The organism is Micromonospora sp. WMMD967, from assembly GCF_029626165.1.
GTDB classification, from domain to species: Bacteria; Actinomycetota; Actinomycetes; order Mycobacteriales; family Micromonosporaceae; genus Micromonospora; species Micromonospora taraxaci.
The window spans coordinates 7,143,051-7,160,920 of sequence record NZ_JARUBK010000001.1; the positions used below are offsets into that span (position 1 = coordinate 7,143,051).

General features: G+C 71.0%; 18 protein-coding genes. 11 read left to right on the forward strand and 7 right to left on the reverse strand.

Annotation, left to right across the window (positions count from 1 at the left end; all coding sequences use genetic code 11):
• Nucleotides 1-244: 244 nt before the first annotated feature.
• The 3 genes from O7631_RS32255 to O7631_RS32265 form a co-directional block, all read right to left on the reverse strand.
• Nucleotides 245-1,201 carry an N-acetylmuramic acid 6-phosphate etherase gene (locus tag O7631_RS32255; protein ID WP_278147678.1) on the reverse strand — a complete coding sequence of 319 codons (957 nt, stop codon included), beginning with the start codon at nucleotides 1,199-1,201 and terminating at the stop codon, nucleotides 245-247.
• Nucleotides 1,198-2,112, reverse strand: a complete 915-nt coding sequence (locus O7631_RS32260) for a MurR/RpiR family transcriptional regulator (RefSeq protein WP_269682640.1) — start codon at nucleotides 2,110-2,112, stop codon at nucleotides 1,198-1,200. The genes O7631_RS32255 and O7631_RS32260 overlap by 4 nt, the downstream gene beginning before the upstream one ends.
• A gap of 75 nt (nucleotides 2,113-2,187) precedes the next feature.
• Nucleotides 2,188-3,210: an NAD-dependent epimerase/dehydratase family protein gene (locus O7631_RS32265; RefSeq protein ID WP_278147679.1), complete on the reverse strand. Its 1,023-nt coding sequence runs from the start codon at nucleotides 3,208-3,210 to the stop codon at nucleotides 2,188-2,190.
• A 216-nt stretch (nucleotides 3,211-3,426) separates the two neighbouring features.
• Between O7631_RS32265 and O7631_RS32270 the strand changes: the two genes are divergently transcribed.
• Complete coding sequence (locus O7631_RS32270) at nucleotides 3,427-4,116, forward strand: SDR family NAD(P)-dependent oxidoreductase (RefSeq protein WP_278147680.1); 690 nt, start codon at nucleotides 3,427-3,429, stop codon at nucleotides 4,114-4,116.
• Here the strand turns inward: O7631_RS32270 and O7631_RS32275 are convergent.
• On the reverse strand, nucleotides 4,101-4,787 hold the full coding sequence (locus tag O7631_RS32275; protein ID WP_278147681.1) for a thymidylate kinase: 687 nt from the start codon (nucleotides 4,785-4,787) through the stop codon (nucleotides 4,101-4,103). The two genes, O7631_RS32270 and O7631_RS32275, sit on opposite strands and share 16 nt — an antisense overlap.
• A gap of 164 nt (nucleotides 4,788-4,951) precedes the next feature.
• Between O7631_RS32275 and O7631_RS32280 the strand changes: the two genes are divergently transcribed.
• The 5 genes from O7631_RS32280 to O7631_RS32300 all read left to right on the forward strand — a co-directional run bounded on the left by O7631_RS32280 (nucleotide 4,952) and on the right by O7631_RS32300 (nucleotide 7,366).
• Nucleotides 4,952-5,536: a nucleotidyltransferase gene (locus O7631_RS32280; RefSeq protein ID WP_278147682.1), complete on the forward strand. Its 585-nt coding sequence runs from the start codon at nucleotides 4,952-4,954 to the stop codon at nucleotides 5,534-5,536.
• On the forward strand, nucleotides 5,533-5,808 hold the full coding sequence (locus tag O7631_RS32285) for a hypothetical protein (RefSeq protein WP_145779269.1): 276 nt from the start codon (nucleotides 5,533-5,535) through the stop codon (nucleotides 5,806-5,808). The genes O7631_RS32280 and O7631_RS32285 overlap by 4 nt, the downstream gene beginning before the upstream one ends.
• A gap of 10 nt (nucleotides 5,809-5,818) precedes the next feature.
• Entirely contained in the window at nucleotides 5,819-6,595 is a 777-nt protein-coding gene (locus O7631_RS32290; RefSeq protein ID WP_269682635.1) for a metallophosphoesterase, read from the forward strand.
• The gene (locus tag O7631_RS32295) at nucleotides 6,586-6,729 is read left to right on the forward strand and encodes a GPGG-motif small membrane protein (protein WP_007464364.1); all 144 of its coding nucleotides are present in this window, start codon (nucleotides 6,586-6,588) and stop codon (nucleotides 6,727-6,729) included. Before O7631_RS32290 ends, O7631_RS32295 begins: the two co-directional genes overlap by 10 nt.
• 142 nt (nucleotides 6,730-6,871) lie before the next feature.
• On the forward strand, nucleotides 6,872-7,366 hold the full coding sequence (locus O7631_RS32300; RefSeq protein WP_278147683.1) for a TspO/MBR family protein: 495 nt from the start codon (nucleotides 6,872-6,874) through the stop codon (nucleotides 7,364-7,366).
• 78 nt (nucleotides 7,367-7,444) lie between these two features.
• Here the strand turns inward: O7631_RS32300 and O7631_RS32305 are convergent, their stop codons facing one another.
• Nucleotides 7,445-8,218, reverse strand: a complete 774-nt coding sequence (locus tag O7631_RS32305) for a peptidoglycan DD-metalloendopeptidase family protein (protein ID WP_278147684.1) — start codon at nucleotides 8,216-8,218, stop codon at nucleotides 7,445-7,447.
• A 250-nt stretch (nucleotides 8,219-8,468) separates the two neighbouring features.
• Here O7631_RS32305 and O7631_RS32310 point away from each other — a divergent pair, with 250 nt between their 5' ends.
• The 5 genes from O7631_RS32310 to O7631_RS32330 all read left to right on the forward strand — a co-directional run bounded on the left by O7631_RS32310 (nucleotide 8,469) and on the right by O7631_RS32330 (nucleotide 14,728).
• Nucleotides 8,469-9,815, forward strand: coding sequence for an ABC transporter substrate-binding protein (locus O7631_RS32310; RefSeq protein WP_278147685.1), 1,347 nt, complete (start codon nucleotides 8,469-8,471; stop codon nucleotides 9,813-9,815).
• 70 nt (nucleotides 9,816-9,885) lie between these two features.
• Entirely contained in the window at nucleotides 9,886-10,932 is a 1,047-nt protein-coding gene (locus O7631_RS32315; protein WP_278147686.1) for a sugar ABC transporter permease, read from the forward strand.
• 1 nt (nucleotide 10,933) lies between these two features.
• Entirely contained in the window at nucleotides 10,934-11,902 is a 969-nt protein-coding gene (locus tag O7631_RS32320) for a carbohydrate ABC transporter permease (protein ID WP_278147687.1), read from the forward strand.
• Between the two features lie 69 nt (nucleotides 11,903-11,971).
• Nucleotides 11,972-13,018, forward strand: coding sequence for a LacI family DNA-binding transcriptional regulator (locus O7631_RS32325; protein WP_278147688.1), 1,047 nt, complete (start codon nucleotides 11,972-11,974; stop codon nucleotides 13,016-13,018).
• 33 nt (nucleotides 13,019-13,051) lie between these two features.
• On the forward strand, nucleotides 13,052-14,728 hold the full coding sequence (locus O7631_RS32330) for a glycoside hydrolase family 13 protein (RefSeq protein ID WP_278148090.1): 1,677 nt from the start codon (nucleotides 13,052-13,054) through the stop codon (nucleotides 14,726-14,728).
• A gap of 164 nt (nucleotides 14,729-14,892) precedes the next feature.
• On the opposite strand, the gene O7631_RS32335 is transcribed toward O7631_RS32330, so the two are convergent.
• The gene (locus O7631_RS32335; RefSeq protein WP_278148091.1) at nucleotides 14,893-16,248 is read right to left on the reverse strand and encodes an MFS transporter; all 1,356 of its coding nucleotides are present in this window, start codon (nucleotides 16,246-16,248) and stop codon (nucleotides 14,893-14,895) included.
• A gap of 192 nt (nucleotides 16,249-16,440) precedes the next feature.
• Nucleotides 16,441-17,862 carry a xylulokinase gene (gene xylB / locus O7631_RS32340; protein ID WP_278147689.1) on the reverse strand — a complete coding sequence of 474 codons (1,422 nt, stop codon included), beginning with the start codon at nucleotides 17,860-17,862 and terminating at the stop codon, nucleotides 16,441-16,443.
• Nucleotides 17,863-17,870: the final 8 nt, after the last annotated feature.

The window sequence follows — 17,870 nt, forward strand, 5'->3', positions numbered from 1 at the left end:
CCATATTTGCTGTCAGCACCCCGTCGGGCGGCTCTCCGTTGGGCACCACGCACGGGTCACCGCACCATGGCAACACCGCCAGCCGTGGGGGCACAGCGACCCGGGTCACCACCACGCTGCGATCCTGGTCACTGGCAGATACGCAGCGGCGGACCGGTCGGTTCATCCATCGGAAGTGTTATTACCCCCCGGCCTGATGAACAATCCGAGGGGCCTTTCGCTTCCCGTTCCCGGGGAGCGGGCGTCAGCGGGCGAGCAGGGCGAGGGCGCCGCGTACCTGGTGGGCGGAGCGGGCCAGCGCGGCCCGGGCGGCGTCGACCTCGGCTCCGGAGACCAGGGAGACGAGCGCCGTCTTCAGGTCACCGCCGGCCTCCGCGAGGGCTTTCTGGGAGACCTGCTCGGAGCAGCCGGTGGCCTCGACCAGAATCGAGATCAATCGTCCGCGGAGCTTCGCGTTGGTGGCGACCATATCGATCATGAGGTTCGAGTAGACCCGCCCCAGTCGCACCATCACGGCTGTCGAGAACGCGTTGAGCACCAACTTCTGCGCCGTGCCCGCCTTCATCCGGGTCGACCCGGTGACCACCTCGGGTCCGGTGTCCACCCCGATGAACACGTCGACCGACCGGGCGGCCTCCGCCTCCGGATTGGCGCAGAGCAGCACCGTCGAAGCACCCTTGGCGCGGGCCGCGGCGAGCGCCCCGAGGACGTACGGAGTGCGTCCGCTGGCCGCCAGGCCGACCGCGAGGTCACCGGCGCGTACGCAACTGGCGGCCTCGACCGCTCCACCCCGGTCGTCGTCCTCGGCGTCCTCGACGGCCCGCCACATGGCGTCGGGGCCACCGGCGAGGTGGGCGCAGAACCAGTGCCGGGGCGAGTTGAAGGTGGGGGCCAGTTCGGCGGCGTCGAGCACACCGAGGCGGCCGGAGGTGCCAGCCCCGAAGTAGTGCACCCGGTGACCGCCGCGCAGGGCCGTGACTGCCAGGTCGACGGTGGCGGCGATCTCGTCGAGCACCGCCGCGACCGCCGCCGGCACCCGCCGGTCCGCCTCGTTGATCACGCTGAGGACGTCGCGGGTCGACATCAGGTCGAGGTCGACGCTGAGGGGGTTGCGCCGCTCGGTGGGGGCGCCCACCCGGACGGCGGGGCGGGCGGGTGGCGCTGGCATGTCCTTGTCCGGCTCCACCGCGCCGGCCGTCATGCCCGCCTCCGGTTGGCACCCACCCGGTGCGACTGGACCGCCTCGGCGGTGGCCTCGAGTGCCTTACGGGCCCGGGCCCGGTTGCGGGCCGCCACGCCGACGAAGAGGCAGTCGACCACCGTGAGCTGGGCCAGCCGGCTGGCTGTCGCGCCGGAGCGGTAGGTGGTTTCCCGGGCCGCCGTGGTCAACACGAAGTCCGCCACCTCGGTGATCGGTGACCGGGGGAAGTTGGTCAGCGCCACTGTGACGGCTCCCCGCGTGCGGGCCTGCTCCAGCACCTCGATCACGTCAGAGGTGGTGCCGGTGTGCGAGATGCCGATCGCCACGTCTCCCCGGCCGAGGAGGGCCGCGGAGGTCAGCGCGGTGTGCACGTCCGGGAAGTAGAAGGCGATCCGGCCGATGCGGTGCAGTTTCTGCTGGAAGTCCGAGGCGACGAACCCACTGGCGCCGGCGCCGTAGATGTCGATCCGGCCGGCGCCACTGATCGCCTCGACCACCTGCTCGCAGACGGCGGGGTCGAGTTGCTCGGCGGTCTCCTCGACCGCTCGGGCGTCGTTGAACGCGATGGTGGCGATGATCTGGGCGAGGTCGGCACCGGGCGGGATGTCACCGCCGACCACCCGGGCGTCCGGCGGCTCGATCCGGCGGGCGGCCTCGGCGGCGAGGCGGATGCGCAGTTGGGGGTAACCATCCATGCCCACCGAACGGCAGAATCGGATGACTGTCGCCTCGGATGTCTCCGCTGCGGTGGCGAGGTCGGTGATGGTCCGCCGTGCGGCGGCAGCCGGGTCGGACACGACCAGCCGGGCAACCCGCTGCTCGGCGGGCGACAGCGACGGCAACAGCCCGCTGATGTGGACGATGAGCCCACCGGGCTCCTGACTCGCAGAAATCTTCGGACTCTTCGCCACGGATGAAACTTACTTTCACCAGGCGTGAGCGTCAACTATGACTGTCCGGGTGGGGGAAAGTGTTGGCAGCCGGGATCACCGGTCCCGCACAGCCTGCCACTCCCGCAGCACCGCCGCCTCATCCGCCGGGTCGAGACCACTCTGCCGTACGGCGTCCGGCTGTGCTGCCAGCCAGGACGCGGTCGCCCGAACGGTGTCGGACAACGGACGGACCGCCAACCCCGCCGCCAGAGCCGGTCGAGCGTCGCGGGCCATGAGGCCACCGGACTCCGGCAGTCGTACCCAGAGCGGCAGGGCCCGCTCCCCCGACCACTCGCGTACGTCGTGGGAGGCCAGGAAGTCCTGATCGACCCAGGTCAGGGAGGGGTCGGCCACGTCCAGCCCGGCGGCCACCCCGGCCAGGAAGTCGGCGCGGGTCATCGCCGGCCCGACGCCGTCGTACGTGCCGCCGAGGCGGGTGCTGGCGGCGTGCAGCAGCCAGCTCGCCAGATCGGCGACGTCCACGAACTGCACCCGGTCGGTCGGGCGTCCGGGCGCGAGGATCTCGCCACCGGCCGCCAGCCGCCGCACCCAGTACGGGAAGCGGTCGCTCGGGTCCTCGACGCCGACGATCAGACCCGCCCGGCAGATGAACGACCGGTCGACGCCCACCCGCTGCCGAACCGCCTGCTCGATGCTGACCTTGCACTCGCCGTACCAGCGGTGGTCCGGGCCGACCGGGCCGTCCACGTCCGGTGGGGCCGCTGCCAGCACCGGCGCGTCGACGGCGGTCTGGCCCGGGGTGGTGTTGTCGGCGTACACCGAGATCGTCGAGACGAACGACCAGTGACCGACGTGGTCGGCGAGCGTGGCGAGCGCGTGCCGCGCGTGGCTGACCTGGCGGGCCACGTCGACCACGGCGTCGAAGCCGTCGCCGGCGAGCGGCACCAGCGCGTCCGGGTCGTCCCGGTCGACCGGCACCAACGTGGCCCCGGTCGGAACGGCGCCGGACACACCACGAGCGGCGCACGTGACGTCGTGCCCCTGCGCGACGGCAAGTTGCGCCACCGCCCGACCGAGGAACCGGGTGCCACCGAGAATCAGAATCCGCATCCGCATCCGCCGATCCTGCGCCCCCAAACCCCCGGCAAGCCAACCTGTCTGCCCAGGGCAGACGATCATGACGTTGTCACCACCCAGGTCGGCGTGTCCCGGCGACAACGTCATGATCGACGGGGCGGGGGCGGGTGGGAGAGGGCGGGTGGGGCGGGCGGGCGGGGGCGGGCGGGGCGGGCGGGGGTGGGGTGGGGTGGGGGTGGGGGTTAGCGTGGGTGGATGGTGGGGCGGAGTGTTCTGGTTACCGGCGGGAGCGGCGGGCTGGGCGGGGCGGTCGTCACCGCGTTCGTCGAGGCGGGCTGGCGGGTGGTCGTACCGAAACGGGATGCCCGGCCCGGGTCGGAGCCGGCGACCGGCGTGGTCCGACTGGTCGCGGACCTGAGCGATCCGGTGGACGTGACGCGGGCGGTCGATGTCGCCGCCGGCGAACCGACAGCGCCGCTGCGGGCCGTGGTCAATCTGGTCGGCGGGTACGCCAGCGGTGGCCTGGTGCACGAGACGCCGGTCGACGTCTTCGAGCGGATGCTCACCGTCAACCTGCGGCCGACGTACCTGGTCACCCAGGCCGCGCTGCCGCACCTGATGTCGAGCGGTGCGGGCGCGGTGGTCTGCGTCTCGGCCCGCGCGGCGGTCAGCCCGTTCCCGGGCGCGGCCGGCTACGTGACGGCCAAGGCGGCGGTGCTGGCCTTCGCCAACGCGGTGGCGGTGGAGTACCGGCACCGTGGGGTGCGCTGCAACACAGTGCTGCCCAGCGTCATCGACACCCCGGCCAACCGGGCCGCCCAGCCCGACGCCGACCACTCGCGCTGGGTGACGCCGGCGGAGATCGCCCCGGTGATCCGTTTCCTCGCGTCGGCGGAGTCCGCCCCGACCAGCGGCGCCACGGTGCCGGTCTACGGGCGGGCCTGAGTCGCCAACGGGCCCACGTCGCGCGGCTGGTCAGCGGAGAGCGGCAGCCAGGTCTCCAGGTGTGCCTGGATCTGCTCGCTCACCTCCTCGGCGGGGCGGCCCGCGTCCACGAGCACGAAACTCGGATATTCGGGGAGGGTCCGGTAGGCGGTGTCGGCGGCGGTCAGCCAGCCCATCGTCTCGTGGTCGGTGCCGCGTTCCTCGATCCGCCGGTACGCCTCCGCCGGGTCGACGGCGAGCAGGAAGGTCACCTGCGGCGTCGGGAACAGCCGGTAACCGGCCCGCGCCAGCCGCTCCCAGCGTTGCCCGCCGTGTGCGCGGATGCTCGCGTACTGGCAGGCCGAGTAGCGGTCCATCACCGCTGTCCGGCCGGTGAGCAGGCAACTGATCAGAGCGGCGGCGATCGCGAGCCAGCGCAGTACGGACTCCACCGCCAGTACGCCGTCGCGCCCGACGAGCCGCTGGGCGTCGGGGCGTCCGAGCCGGTGGGCGATCCGGCCGAGCCATCGGCGTCCGCTGGCGTTGCGCCGGTAGGTCGCCGGGCGGCCGGCCGCGGTCAGCGCGTCGGCCAGTCGGTGCGCCTGGGTGGTCTTGCCGGAGCCGTCGATCCCGATCAGGGCGACGGTGCGCAATCGGGCCCTGCGTCGACGCGTCCCCGATGATCTGGCCACCCTCCACAGGTTATCCGACCCATGCACCTTCGCTGCGAAATTTGTGGTGGTTCATCCCGGTTGACGCCTGACCGCGACGACAGCAGGTGTGGCCGACCGGAATGCCGGGTACCGGAGTTCGAAATCCAACCGCCGGTCCACCTATACGACGACGGGAGAACCAGATGGCTGAGCGCGGGGACGAGAGTCTGGTGCACACCCTGAAAAAGGTCGCCGCCGTGCTCAAGCAGTCCGAGATTCCGTTCGCCCTGGGCGGCAGCTTCGCCGTCTACGCCCACGGAGGTCACTCGAGCGATCACGACGTCGACTTCCTGATCCGGGAGACCGACGTGGAACAGGCGTTGGACGCCCTGGTGGCCGCCGGTTTCGTGGCCGAGCGCCCGCCGGAGGACTGGTTGGTCAAGGTCTTCGACGACGGCCGCATGGTGGACCTGATCCACCGGCCGATCGAGACGCCGGTGACTGAGGAGACGTTCGCCGACACGGTGATCCGGCCGGTGGACGCGATCCACATGCCGGTCCTGTCCGCCACCCAACTGATGGTGCACAAGCTGCTTAGCTTCTCCCAGCACTACTGCGACTTCGCCCGTGGCCTGCCGCTGGCCCGGTCGCTGCGGGAGCAGATCGACTGGGAACGGGTACGCAAGGAGACGCAGCACTCGCCGTACGCCGAGGCGTTCCTCATGCTGCTGGACCGGCTGGAGGTGGTGCCGGGCACCGGCACCACGACCGGAGAGGGGACATCGTGACCCACCATCGCGACATCGACGCCGGGCCACCGGACGAGTACGTCGAGGCGGAGATCCAACGGCTCCTCGCCGAGGACCCCGCCGTCGCCGAACAAGGGATCACCGTGGTCCGCCGGGAACGCGCCATCGTGCTGAACGGCGAGGTGGAGAGCCCGCACCGGCGGGAGGAGATCCTGCGCCGGGTGTCCGAGCGTTTCCCGGACGTGCCGATCACCAGTGACATCGGGGTGATCCGCACGCACGCGCCCACGGAGATCGAGCAACTGCCCTGAGGGAGGTTCCATGGTGATCCGGATCGCCGCCGTGGGCGACGTACATCTGGACGAGGACGTGGTCGGACGGTTCCGCCCCGCACTGGAGGAGCTGCCGGACTGTGCCGACGTGCTGCTGCTGGCCGGTGACCTGACCCGGCACGGCACCGAGGCCGAGGCGCGCTGCGTGGCGGAGGAGTTCGGCGGCCTGGCCGTGCCGGTGGTGACCGTGCTCGGCAACCACGACCACCAGTGCGACCAGGTGCCGCAGGTGGTCAAGGTGCTGGAGGACGCGGGCATCACCGTGCTGGAGGGCAACGGCGTCGTGCTGGACTGCGCCGGCGGCCGGCTCGGCATCGCCGGCGTGAAGGGCTTCGGCGGCGGGTTCGCCGGGCGGTGCGCGAGCGACTTCGGTGAGCCGGAGATGAAGGCGTTCGTCCGGACCACCAACGAGAGCGCCGAGAGCCTCGGCACGGCGCTCCGTTCGCTGGACTGCGACATGCTCGTCGCGCTCACCCACTACTCACCGGTACCGGACACGTTGGTCGGCGAGCCGCTGGAGATCTACCCGTTCCTGGGGTCGTACCAGTTGGGGCAGGCGATCGACTCGGCCCCCACGGCGTTGGCCCTGCACGGGCACGCGCACGCCGGCACCGAGCGCGGCACGACCCCCGGTGGGGTACGCGTCCGCAACGTCGCGCACCCGGTGATCAAGCAGGCGTACAGCGTCTTCCACGTCGGCGATCAACTTGATACCGACCAGGTTTCCCCGATCGGCCAGTCGGGTAGTCAGAGGTCATGGAGCTGATTCTCTGGATTCTCGCAGTCGTACTCGTGGTCGCCGGCATCCTCGCGCTGTTCCGCCGGCAGATCCTGTGGGGCATCGTCCTCATCGTTGTCGGGCTGTTGGTCGGCCCGGGTGGTGTCAGCATCTTCAATTGACGCGCTTACTTCCTAACACCGGGACCCGCCGGGGTCGCCGCGACCGGAGCTCCGTCCTCCCGACAGGAGCACCGGCTGCGGCGATCCCGGCGCCTTCTTGTCCGGGCGGTTTGATCCGGCGCGGCGCGGAAACATCTTGACCATGGAGACATCTCGGGACGCTCCGCCGGCCTCGGGCCGGCGACAGTGGTGGGCGCTGGTCGGCTTCGCGGCGGCCGTCTTCGTCGCGGCGGCGATCGGCGGGCTGGGCGTGCAGGGCACCACCGACGAGTACGCCAGCCTGCGGCAGCCCGGCTGGGCGCCACCCTCGTGGCTGTTCGGCCCGGTCTGGTCGCTGCTGTACGCCCTGATCGCGGTTGCCGGTTGGCTGGTGTGGCGGCGGGTGGGCTTCTCCCCCGCCCTCTGGGCCTGGACCGCCCAGCTGGTGCTCAACGCCATCTGGACGCCGCTGTTCTTCGGCGCGGGGCAGTACGGGCTGGCGTTCGCCGAGATCGTGCTGATGTGGTTGGCGATCGGCCTCACCGTGGTGCTGTTCGCCCGGGTGTCCCGGGTCGCCACCGCGCTGCTGCTGCCCTACTGGGCCTGGGTCACCTTCGCCGCCGCGTTGAACCTGTCGATCTGGCGGCTGAACTCCTGACCCGGGCCCCCGACGGGCGGCCGAGCCCGCCCCCCGACGGGGCGGCCGAGCCCGCCGGAGACCGTCATCCGGTCAGCCTCAGCAGCGTGGGATGCCCGGGATGTAGCCGTCGTACCCGGTGTACACGTACGCGTCGGCGATGAACCGGCCGGCGCCGATCCGGTCCCAGATCGAGCTGGTGCCGTACGTGCCGGTGACAGTGGTGCCGCTGGTCTGGCAGGCGATCGTCACCCGGGTGCCGTCGGCGACGGTGCCCACCGAGGCGTACCCGGTGCCGGGGCCGGAGCGGACGGTCAGCGGGGTCCCGCTGGTGTCGACGGTGGCGTTGCCGCTGCCCGAGGAGCACCCGTTGTCGCTGGTGTAGGTCTTGGTGCCCCAGTACAGGGCGAGGGTGCCGTTGAAACGCGCCTGGATGTCGCCGCCGTTGAGGCGCTGCTCGTAGTGCAGGTGCGGGCCGGTCGAGCCACCGGTGCTGCCGACCCAGCCGAGCACCTTGCCGTAGCCGACGGTCTGGCCGACCGAGACGTTGAAGCCGTTGAGGTGGGCGTAGTAGGTGCTGTAACCGCCCCCGTGGTTGATTCGGACATATTTGCCGTAGCTGGTGCCGCCCAGGTCGGTCACCCGGTCGACGGTGCCGGGGGCGCTGGCCACGACCGGGTCGCCGAGGTCGTCGGTCCGGTTGAAGTCAATGGCGTTCGCCGGGCTGTGACCCGTCCGAGTCTGCCCGGACCAGGACTGGCCGCACGGGAACGGCACCTTGAAGGTCGGCGCGGCCAACGCCGGGCTCGCCGGCGTCAACACGCCTCCGACGAGCAGACCCGTCACCAGCAGGCTGATCCACCGCTTTCGCATACAGCTCCTCCTATGTCGAAAACCTTCGATGAAGTGGCCATAGCCTGACAGATATCGTCAATCTTCGAAAGAGCCCGAGATTCGTGCCGGTAGCGCGCCCACCAGGCAGCCCGCAGGTTTCCGGATTGTTACTCGCTCGTGTCTGACAGGGGGTGGACCGCGCCGGATGCAAGCGCTTACATGTGTGCACGCCCAATCGGACCGGCGACGGGTCACCAGCACGACCGCGCCGGCTAGGAAGGAGGACGGCATGGCGGTCTTTACCAGACCACGCCAGGCCTTCGTGATCGCCGGCGTACTCGGGCTGGCGCTCAGCGCCACCGCCTGCGGCACCGGCGACGACAAGAAGAGCAGCAACGCGGGCTCCGCGGAGTGCGCGGCATACGAGAAGTACGAGGGTCACGACGGCAAGAAGGTCTCGATCTACGCGTCCATTCGTGACGCCGAGGCCGACCTGCTGGAGCGCTCCTGGTCGCAGTTCACCGACTGCACCGGCATCGAGATCGCGTACGAGGGCAGCGGCGAGTTCGAGGCGCAGCTCCCCGTCCGGGTCGACGGTGGCAACGCCCCCGACATCGCCTTCGTGCCGCAGCCCGGCCTCGTGAAGCGGTTCGCGGACGCCGGCAAGCTGAAGTCCCTGAGCGCCGACACCAAGGCCCTCGCCGAGCAGAACATGCCGGCCGACTGGCTGAAGTACGGCACCGTCAACGGGACGCTCTACGGCGTGCCGCTCGGCGCCAACGTGAAGTCCTTCGTGTGGTACTCGCCGAAGACGTTCAAGGAGAAGGGCTGGGAGGTTCCGACCACCTGGGACCAGCTCATCGCCCTGAGCGACAAGATCGCCGCCAGCGGCACGAAGCCGTGGTGCGTGGGCGTCGAGTCCGGTGACGCCACCGGCTGGCCGGCCACCGACTGGATCGAGGACGTGATCCTGCGGACGCAGGGCCCCGAGGTCTACGACCAGTGGACCACCCACGGCATCCCGTTCAACGACCCGAAGATCGTCGACGCGGTCGACCGCGCCGGCACGATCCTGAAGAACGAGAAGTACGTCAACGGCGGCTTCGGCGGCGTCAAGAGCATCACCACCACCTCCTTCCAGGAGGCGGGCGTGCCGGTGACCACCGGCAAGTGCGCGATGCACCGGCAGGCGTCGTTCTACGCCAACCAGTTCCCCGAGGGCACCAAGGTGGCCGAGGACGGCGACGCGTTCGCCTTCTACTTCCCGGCCATCGACCCGGCCAAGGGCAAGCCGGTGCTGGGCGCTGGCGAGTTCGTCGTCGCGTACGCCGACCGTCCCGAGGTCCAGGCGGTGCAGACCTACCTCGCCTCCGCCGAGTACGTCAACAGCCGGGCGAAGCTCGGCAACTGGGTCACGGCGAACAACAAGCTGGACATCGCCAACGTGGCCAGCCCGATCGACAAGCTCTCCGTCCAGATCCTGCAGGACAAGACCGGCACCTTCCGCTTCGACGGATCCGACCTGATGCCGGCCGCCGTCGGCGCGGGAACGTTCTGGAAGGGCATGGTCGACTGGCTGAACGGCAAGCAGACCGCTCCGGTGCTCCAGGGCATCGAAAGCAGCTGGCCTAAGTGATCCCGGCGGTGGCCCGGCCCGCGTTCGCGGGCCGGGCCACCGGCCGCTGTGGACCCGAGAGGGAGGGTTGATGGGGTTCGACTTCGCCGATGAGCAGCCGAAGCTCCTCATGCTGATGTACGGGCTGGTCGCCTTCGTGGTGGTGGTGGGCGGTCTGCTCCTGCTGCTCGACGTCGTGCCGGCCTGGTTCGCCCGGAGACGGGAGGCGCAGCTCGTCGCCGCCTCGGCGAGTGGGGCTCCGCTCCCCCGCCGGACCAAGCCGCGGGAGGGCCTCTTCGCCCTCTTCTTCCTGCTGCCGACGCTGTTACTGCTCCTCATCGGCCTGGTCGTGCCGGCCATCCGCACCATGCTGCTCTCCCTGATGGACGGGAGCAGCACCAACTGGGTGGGGCTGCGCAACTACGGCTGGATGTTCTCCGACGACTCGATCGTCCGAGTCCTGATCAACACCCTGGTCTGGGTGCTCCTCGTTCCCCTGGTCGCGACCGGTTTCGGCCTGCTCTACGCCGTGATGGTGGACAAGGCCCGGTTCGAGGCGGTGGCCAAGTCACTGATCTTCCTGCCGATGGCCATCTCCTTCGTCGGCGCCAGCATCATCTGGAAGTTCGTCTACGCCTACCGCGGCGAGGGCGACCAGATCGGTCTGCTCAACCAGATCGTGGTGAGCCTCGGTGGTGAGCCGAAGCAGTGGCTGCTCGAATCACCACTGAACACGCTCCTGCTCATCGTCATCATGGTCTGGATCCAGGCCGGTTTCGCCATGGTGGTGCTCTCCGCGGCGATCAAGGCGATCCCCGGCGACATCGTGGAGGCCGCCCGCCTCGACGGGGTCAGCCCCTGGCAGATGTTCTGGCAGATCACCATGCCGAGCATCCGGCCGGCCCTGATCGTCGTGGTGGTGACCCTCACGATCGCCACGCTCAAGGTCTTCGACATCGTCCGGACCTCGACCAACGGCAACTACGACACCAGCGTGATCGCCAGCGAGATGTACAACCAGGCCTTCCGGTACGGCCAGAACGGGCAGGGTTCCGCGCTGGCGGTCTTCCTGTTCATCCTGGTCATCCCGGTCGTGATCTACCAGATCCGCAACCTCCGTCAGCAGCGGGAGGGCTGAGATGACCACCGCAACGCCCACCGTCGCCGCCGGCACACAGAAGACCGCCGGCCCCCCGTCCACCACCGCCGGCCGGGTCCGCAAGCGGCTCAACAGCCGCACCGCGACGCTCGTCTCGATCGTCATCGCGGTGGTCTGGACCGTCCCGACCTTCGGGCTGTTCATCTCCTCCCTCCGGCCCGAGGACGAGATCAAGACGACCGGCTGGTGGACCGCGTTCACCAACCCGCAGTTCACGCTGGAGAACTACGAGCAGGTCCTGTTCGGACGGTCGTCGTCCTCCGGACAGCTCGCCAGCTACTTCATCAACTCGCTGGCCATCACCATCCCGTCGGTGCTCTTTCCGCTCGCGTTCGCGGCCCTCGCCGCGTACGCGCTGGCATGGATCAACTTCCGCGGCCGGGACTGGCTCTACATCGCGATCTTCGCCTTGCAGATCGTCCCGTTGCAGATGGCCCTGGTGCCGCTGCTGAAGTTCTTCTCCACCGGCGTCAGCCTCGGCGGCGTCACACTGATGCCGGCCTGGGACCTGGTCGACGAACAGAAGTTCGCCCAGGTGTGGTTCGCGCACACCTGCTTCGCGCTCCCGTTCGCCGTCTTCCTGCTGCACAACTTCGTCTCGCAACTGCCCGGGGACCTGATGGAGGCGGCCCGCGTCGACGGCGCCACCCACCCGAAGATCTTCCGGACCATCGTGCTGCCGCTGATCACCCCGGCGCTGGCGGCGTTCGGCATCTTCCAGTTCCTCTGGGTCTGGAACGACCTGCTGGTAGCGCTGATCTTCGCCGGTGGCGGCAACGAGACCGCCCCGCTCACCGTCCGGCTGGCCGAGATGGCCGGCACCCGGGGCAACGAGTGGCAGCGGCTCACCGCCGGCGCGTTCGTCTCCATCGTCGTACCGCTCATCGTTTTCCTGTCCCTGCAGCGCTTCTTCGTGCGAGGTCTGCTCGCCGGCAGCGTCAAGGGCTGACCCGCTTGCCCGCCGCCGCCTGGCCCCTCGGGCGGCGGCGGGCGCGCCGGGCACCGAGCGGGGGAAACCGTGACGAAGATTGATGATGTGGCCCGGCTGGCCGGCGTGTCCACGGCCACCGTCTCGCGGGCCCTGCGTGGGTTGCCGACGGTCTCGGCCGCCACCCGACGCCGGGTGCTCGCCGCCGCCGAGCAGCTCGACTACGAGGTGTCGCCGAGCGCGTCGCGGCTCGCCGGTGGCCGGACCGGCACCGTCGCCGTGGTGGTACCCCGGATCACCCGCTGGTTCTTCAGCACCATCGTGGAGGCGGTCGAGGAGTACCTCCACCAGTCCGGCTACGACCTGCTGCTCTACAACCTGGGTGGTCGGGAGCAGGTCCGCCAGCGGGTCCTGCGGACCGCCAACCTGCACAAGCGGGTGGACGCCATCATGCTGGTCGCCACCCCACTGCGGCCGGCCGACCTGACCGCGCTGGCCGCCCTGGAACTGCCCGGGGTGACCATCAGCTCGGGAAGCAGGGTGCCCAACTGGCCGTGCGTACGCATCGACGACGTGGCCGCCGCGCGGGCCGCCACCCGACACCTGATCGACCTCGGCCACCACCGGATCGCGCACATCTCCGGTGACCCGGACGACGAGTTGGCGTTCACCACCCACCTCGACCGCCGCCGGGGCTACCAGGCGGAGTTGCGGGCCGCCGGCCTGCGGCCCGATCCGAGCCTCGACGTCGAGTCCACCTTCACGATCGACGGCGGCACCCGGGCCACCGTCGAGTTGCTGGCCCGCGGTGAGCCGCCGACCGCCATCGTCGCCGCCTGCGACGAGATGGCGATGGGCGCGATGACAGCGCTGCGCGACGCCGGACTGCGGGTGCCACAGGACGTCAGCGTCATCGGCATCGACGACCATGACCTGGCCGGCATGCTCGGGCTCAGCACCATCGCCCAGCCCGCCGCCGAGCAGGGCCGACTGGCCGCCCGGATGTTGCTCGACCCGCTCGAAGCCCGGCCCCCGGGGCCCATTCCGGGTCAGCAGAACGCCGACTGCGAGACATCGGTGATCCTGCCCACTCAACTGGTGGTCCGGGAGTCGACAGCACCACCCCGGGCACACTGAAAACCTAACCACGGCGCGACACGGGAGAAGACCCTGAACACCGATCCGACGCAGCAGACCCCCTCCGGTCACCCGGTCACCGGCTGGTGGACCGAGGCGACCATCTACCAGATCTATCCCCGCTCGTTCGCCGACTCCGACGGCGACGGCATCGGTGACCTTCCCGGCATCACGGCCCGCCTCGACCACTTGGTCGAGCTGGGCGTGGACGCGGTGTGGCTCTCCCCGTTCTACCCGTCGCCGCAGGCCGACGCCGGCTATGACGTGGCCGATTACCGCGACGTCGACCCGCTGTTCGGGAGCCTCGCCGACGCGGACAAGCTGATCGCCGAGGCCCGGTCCCGCGGCCTGCGGGTGATCGTGGACCTGGTGCCGAACCACACCTCCTCGGCACACCGCTGGTTCCAGGAGGCCCTGCCCACACCGCCCGGCAGCCCGGAACGGTCCCGGTACATCTTCCGCGACGGTCTCGGCCCCGACGGCGAGCAGCCGCCGAACGACTGGCAGAGCGTCTTCGGCGGCCCCGCCTGGACCCGCACCGTGGACCCGGACGGGCAGCCCGGCCAGTGGTACCTGCACCTGTTCGACACCGGCCAGCCGGACCTCAACTGGGACAACCCGGAGGTGCACGCGGAGTTCCTGGACGTGCTGCGGTTCTGGTTGGACCGCGGGGTGGACGGCTTCCGGGTCGACGTGGCGCACGGCCTGGTCAAGCAGGCCGACCTGGCCGACTGGCAGGAACCGCAGGAGATCCTCTCCGGCAACGAGATCGACAAGCCGCGTCCGCCGATGTGGGACCAGGAGGGTGTGCACGAGATCTACCGGCAGTGGCGGCAGGTCCTGGACAGCTACCCGGGCGAGCGGGTGCTGGTCGCCGAGGCGTGGGTGGAACCGGCCGAGCGGCTGGCCCGGTACGTGCGGTCGGACGAGATGCACCAGGCGTTCAACTTCGAGTACCTGCTCGCCGCGTGGACCGCACCGGCCCAGTACGCGGTGATCACCCGCTCGTTGGAGGCGACCGACTCGGTCGGCGCGCCGACCACCTGGGTGCTGTCCAACCACGACGTGGTGCGGCACGCGTCCCGCCTCGGCCTGGCGATCGGCGGTGGCCGCCCCAACGGCATCGGCATCGGCGACCCGCAGCCGGACGCCGCGCTCGGCCTGCGCCGGGCCCGGGCGGCCACGCTGCTGATGCTCGCCCTGCCCGGCTCCGCGTACCTCTACCAGGGCGAGGAGCTGGGTCTCCCCGAGCACACCACGCTGCCGGACGAGGCCCGGCAGGACCCGACCTGGGCACGCACCGGGCACACCCAGCGCGGCCGGGACGGCTGCCGGGTGCCGATCCCGTGGGAGGCCGACGCGCCGTCGTACGGCTTCGGGCCCACCGACGCGAGCTGGCTGCCGCAGCCGTCGCTCTGGGCGGAGTACGCGCTGGACCGCCAGCGCGACGTGCCCGGTTCGACGTACGAGCTGTACCGCACGGCGCTGCGGCTGCGCCGCGCCCACGGGCTGGGTCGCGGCACCCTTGAGTGGTTGTCCTCCGGCGACGAGGTGCTGACCTTCCGCAACGGCGAGCTGACCGTGCTGACCAACTTCGGCGAGACGCCGGTGCCGGTCCCGACCGGAGCCGAGGTGCTAGCGAGCAGCGCCCCGCTCGACGGCGACGGCGCGGTCCCCACCGACGTGACCGTCTGGCTCCGCACCGCCTGACCCGAGCCTGGGAGGGGCCAAGATCCGCGCAACATCAGGGATGTTGGCCCCTCATGCTCGCCCGAGGCAGCACTTTCCCGGATGTTGCGCGGATCTTGAGGCGCGGGGCGCGGGGCGCGTGGACGGGGAGCGCCCGCGGGACGCGCGGGTGGGGCGCGTGAGGGTCAGAGGCGGTCGGCTCGGGTGTGCAGCAGGTCGTGCACGTTCTCGATGTCCTCCGGTGAGGTTCGCGACGCCAACCAGTACATGACACCCGTGGGAATGAAGAAGAGCTGGAACGCGGCCAGCCCGACGGCGAAGTTCAACGGCGGCGGGAATGCCGCGCGCAGCCCCTGGAACGCCACCCCGACCAGCCCGTTGCCGGCCGCGCGACCGACCCCGTTGACCAGGTTGCCCAAGCTGTAGACGGTGCCCCGGTGCTCCGGCGGGTTGACGTCGGCGATCAGCGCGAACCAGTTCGGCGAGTTGGCCGAGGTCAACGCGAGCGCCACGATCGCGGTGAGCAGGCTCAGCCCCACCGACGGCTCGGTGAAGACGCTGGACAGCACCGCGCCGACCACCGCGCCGCCGCCCGCGCCGTCCGGCACGTCGATGGTCACCGGGACGAAGAACAACACCAGGTAGAACGGCAACGCGGCGAGGATGCCGACAGCGGCGACCAGGGCGCGGCCTCTCGGCGTACGCCGTTGCAGCGCGTCGCCGACCAGCCCACCGACGATGGAGAGCACCCCGCCGAGCTGGAACAGCGTGGCGAAGACGCTGCCCACCACCACCGCCGTGGACGACGAGTAGCCCTGGGCCTCGGCTCGTTCGGCGAAGAGCACCGGCAACCACACCAGGGACCCGAACGCGGCCTGCGCGGTGAGGCCCTGCAGGATCAGCCACCGGTTGGTGCGTCGGGCCAGGATGCGCGGCAGGTCGGCGCGACTGATCCGGTAGTCGTACTCGGCGCCGGCGTCCAGCCGGTCGGCCAACTCCGGTTCACTCTGGCCGCGTCGGATGTCGTACGTGAACAGGTAGGCCACCGTGGCGACCAGGCCGACACCGGTCAGGATCAAAAACGGCCGCCGCCAGTCCGTCGCGCCGAGCAGCCCTCCGACGAGGGTGCCCGCGAGGGTGCCGACCCCCTGGGAGAGCCCCCAGAAGCTCATCACCAGCCCGCGCCGGGTCGGTGAGATCAGGTCGGTGACCACCGAGAAGCCGACCGAGCCGACCGCACCGAGGCCGACCGCGGCGACCAGTTGCCCCGCGAAGAAGGTCAGGTAACCACCGGCGAGCGCGCTACCGCCGGTGCCCGCCGCCCACAACAGAGTGCCCACCATGAGCAGCGGCTTACGGTTGGTGCGGTCACCGACGTACGCCCAGCCGACCGCTGCCACCGCGCTGACCAGGAAGCTGACGGCGGTGACCAGGCCGAGCAGCCGCCCCGACACGTCGAAGGCGTCGGAGATCGGGCCGTACAGCGGCGGGACCAACCCGATCGCCACGTTGTCCAGTGAGGCGAGCAGCACGAACACCACGACGCTGTACAGCCGGTGCGCCGGGCCGCCGCCCCGGGCGTGCGGGCGTCGGTCGGGCTGCTGCCCGCCCCGGCCCGGCCCGCCACTGGTCACCGTCATGACCGGCAGCCAACCAGACGCGGCTGAGGAGGTCGTCACGCGGGTGGGTGCCGGTCAGCGTTCCCGGGCACCCACCCGCGTCGATCCCGACGGTCAGCGGCGGTCGAGAACCAGTCCACGGGCCGCCGCGTACTGCTCACGAACGGCGGGGACGTGCTCGCCCGCGTACTCCTCGGTGCCCTCGAGCGCCCAGAGCGGCGGCGTCGGGCCACCCAGGGCGACCCAGGCGGCCTGCCGGGCGGCGCCGTCGGCGACGTACTCCCCCGCTGGCGGGACGACGACCGGGCAGCCGAAGACCTGCGGCGCGATCCGACGCACCGCGGCCGACCGGGCCCCGCCGCCGACCAGGATGACCCGGCGGGCCGTGGCACCCTGTGCGGTCAGCGCGTCCAGACCGTCGGCGAGAGCGCAGAGCATGCCCTCCACGGCGGCCCGCGCCAGGTGCGCCGGCGTCGACGTACGCAGGGTCAGACCGTGCACCGCCCCGGTGGCGAGCGGGCGGTTGGGCGTCCGCTCACCCTCCAGATAGGGCACCATGACCAGCCCGTCCGCACCGGCCGGCGCGGACAGCGCCAACTCGGCCAACTCGTCCAGGCTGACGCCGAGCATCGCGGCGGCCGCGTCCAGCACCCGGGCCGCGTTGAGCGTGGCGACCAGCGGAAGGAAACGACCTGAGGCGTCGGCGAAGCCCGCCACCGCGCCGCTCTCGTCGCCGGCCGGCACGTCGGCGACGCTGAACACGGTGCCGGAGGTGCCGATGGAGACGATCACGTCACCCGGACCGGCACCGACGCCGAGCGCTGCGGCGGCGTTGTCGCCGGTGCCCGCACCGAGCAACGCACCGCCACCCAGCTCGTCGGCGAGCTTCCCCGCCGAGTCCGCCGGGCCGAGCACCTCCGGGACGATCAGTCGCCGCCCGAAGCCCTGCTCCAACAGGTCCAGCCGATATTCGCCGCTGGCCGGCGACCAGTAGCTGGTGCCGCTCGCATCCCCCCGGTCGGTACGCAGCGCGCCCAACCCCGGGGCGCCGGCCAACCGCCAGGTCAGCCAGTCGTGTGGCAGGCACACGGCGGCCACCCGGGCGGCCTGCTCCGGCTCGTGCCGGGCCAGCCAGCGCAGCTTCGTGAGGGTGAAGCTGGCCACCGGCACGCTGCCGGTGGCCTCGGCCCAGAACCGACGCCCGGCCGCACCGCCGCCGGCCTCTTCGATGAGGTCGGCGGCGGCGTCGGCGGACCGGGTGTCGTTCCACAGCAGCGCCGGGCGGACCACCCGGCCGTCCTCGTCGAGGCACACCATGCCGTGTTGCTGGCCGGCGACGGAGATCGCGGCCACGTCGGCCAACCCGCCGGCCTGGTCGGCAGCGCTACGCAGCGCCTGCCACCAGGCCTCCGGGTCGACCTCGGTGCCATCCGGATGTGCGGCCCGACCCTGCCGGAGCAGGGCACCGGTCTCCGCGTCCCGGATGACCACCTTGCAGGACTGGGTGGACGAGTCGACGCCCGCGACCAACGGCATGGCGGGGC

Bases quoted from the DNA above. Each gene is read 5' to 3' on its own strand.
- O7631_RS32290 (WP_269682635.1), top strand. From the start codon at position 5,819: ATGGTGATCCGGATCGCCGCCGTGGGCGACGTACATCTGGACGAGGAC.
- O7631_RS32265 (WP_278147679.1), bottom strand. From the start codon at position 3,210: ATGCGGATGCGGATTCTGATTCTCGGTGGCACCCGGTTCCTCGGTCGG.
- O7631_RS32300 (WP_278147683.1), top strand. From the start codon at position 6,872: ATGGAGACATCTCGGGACGCTCCGCCGGCCTCGGGCCGGCGACAGTGG.
- O7631_RS32320 (WP_278147687.1), top strand. From the start codon at position 10,934: ATGACCACCGCAACGCCCACCGTCGCCGCCGGCACACAGAAGACCGCC.
- O7631_RS32305 (WP_278147684.1), bottom strand. From the start codon at position 8,218: ATGCGAAAGCGGTGGATCAGCCTGCTGGTGACGGGTCTGCTCGTCGGA.
- O7631_RS32310 (WP_278147685.1), top strand. From the start codon at position 8,469: ATGGCGGTCTTTACCAGACCACGCCAGGCCTTCGTGATCGCCGGCGTA.
- O7631_RS32270 (WP_278147680.1), top strand. From the start codon at position 3,427: ATGGTGGGGCGGAGTGTTCTGGTTACCGGCGGGAGCGGCGGGCTGGGC.
- O7631_RS32280 (WP_278147682.1), top strand. From the start codon at position 4,952: ATGGCTGAGCGCGGGGACGAGAGTCTGGTGCACACCCTGAAAAAGGTC.
- O7631_RS32315 (WP_278147686.1), top strand. From the start codon at position 9,886: ATGGGGTTCGACTTCGCCGATGAGCAGCCGAAGCTCCTCATGCTGATG.
- xylB (WP_278147689.1), bottom strand. From the start codon at position 17,862: ATGCCGTTGGTCGCGGGCGTCGACTCGTCCACCCAGTCCTGCAAGGTG.
- O7631_RS32295 (WP_007464364.1), top strand. From the start codon at position 6,586: ATGGAGCTGATTCTCTGGATTCTCGCAGTCGTACTCGTGGTCGCCGGC.
- O7631_RS32255 (WP_278147678.1), bottom strand. From the start codon at position 1,201: ATGACGGCCGGCGCGGTGGAGCCGGACAAGGACATGCCAGCGCCACCC.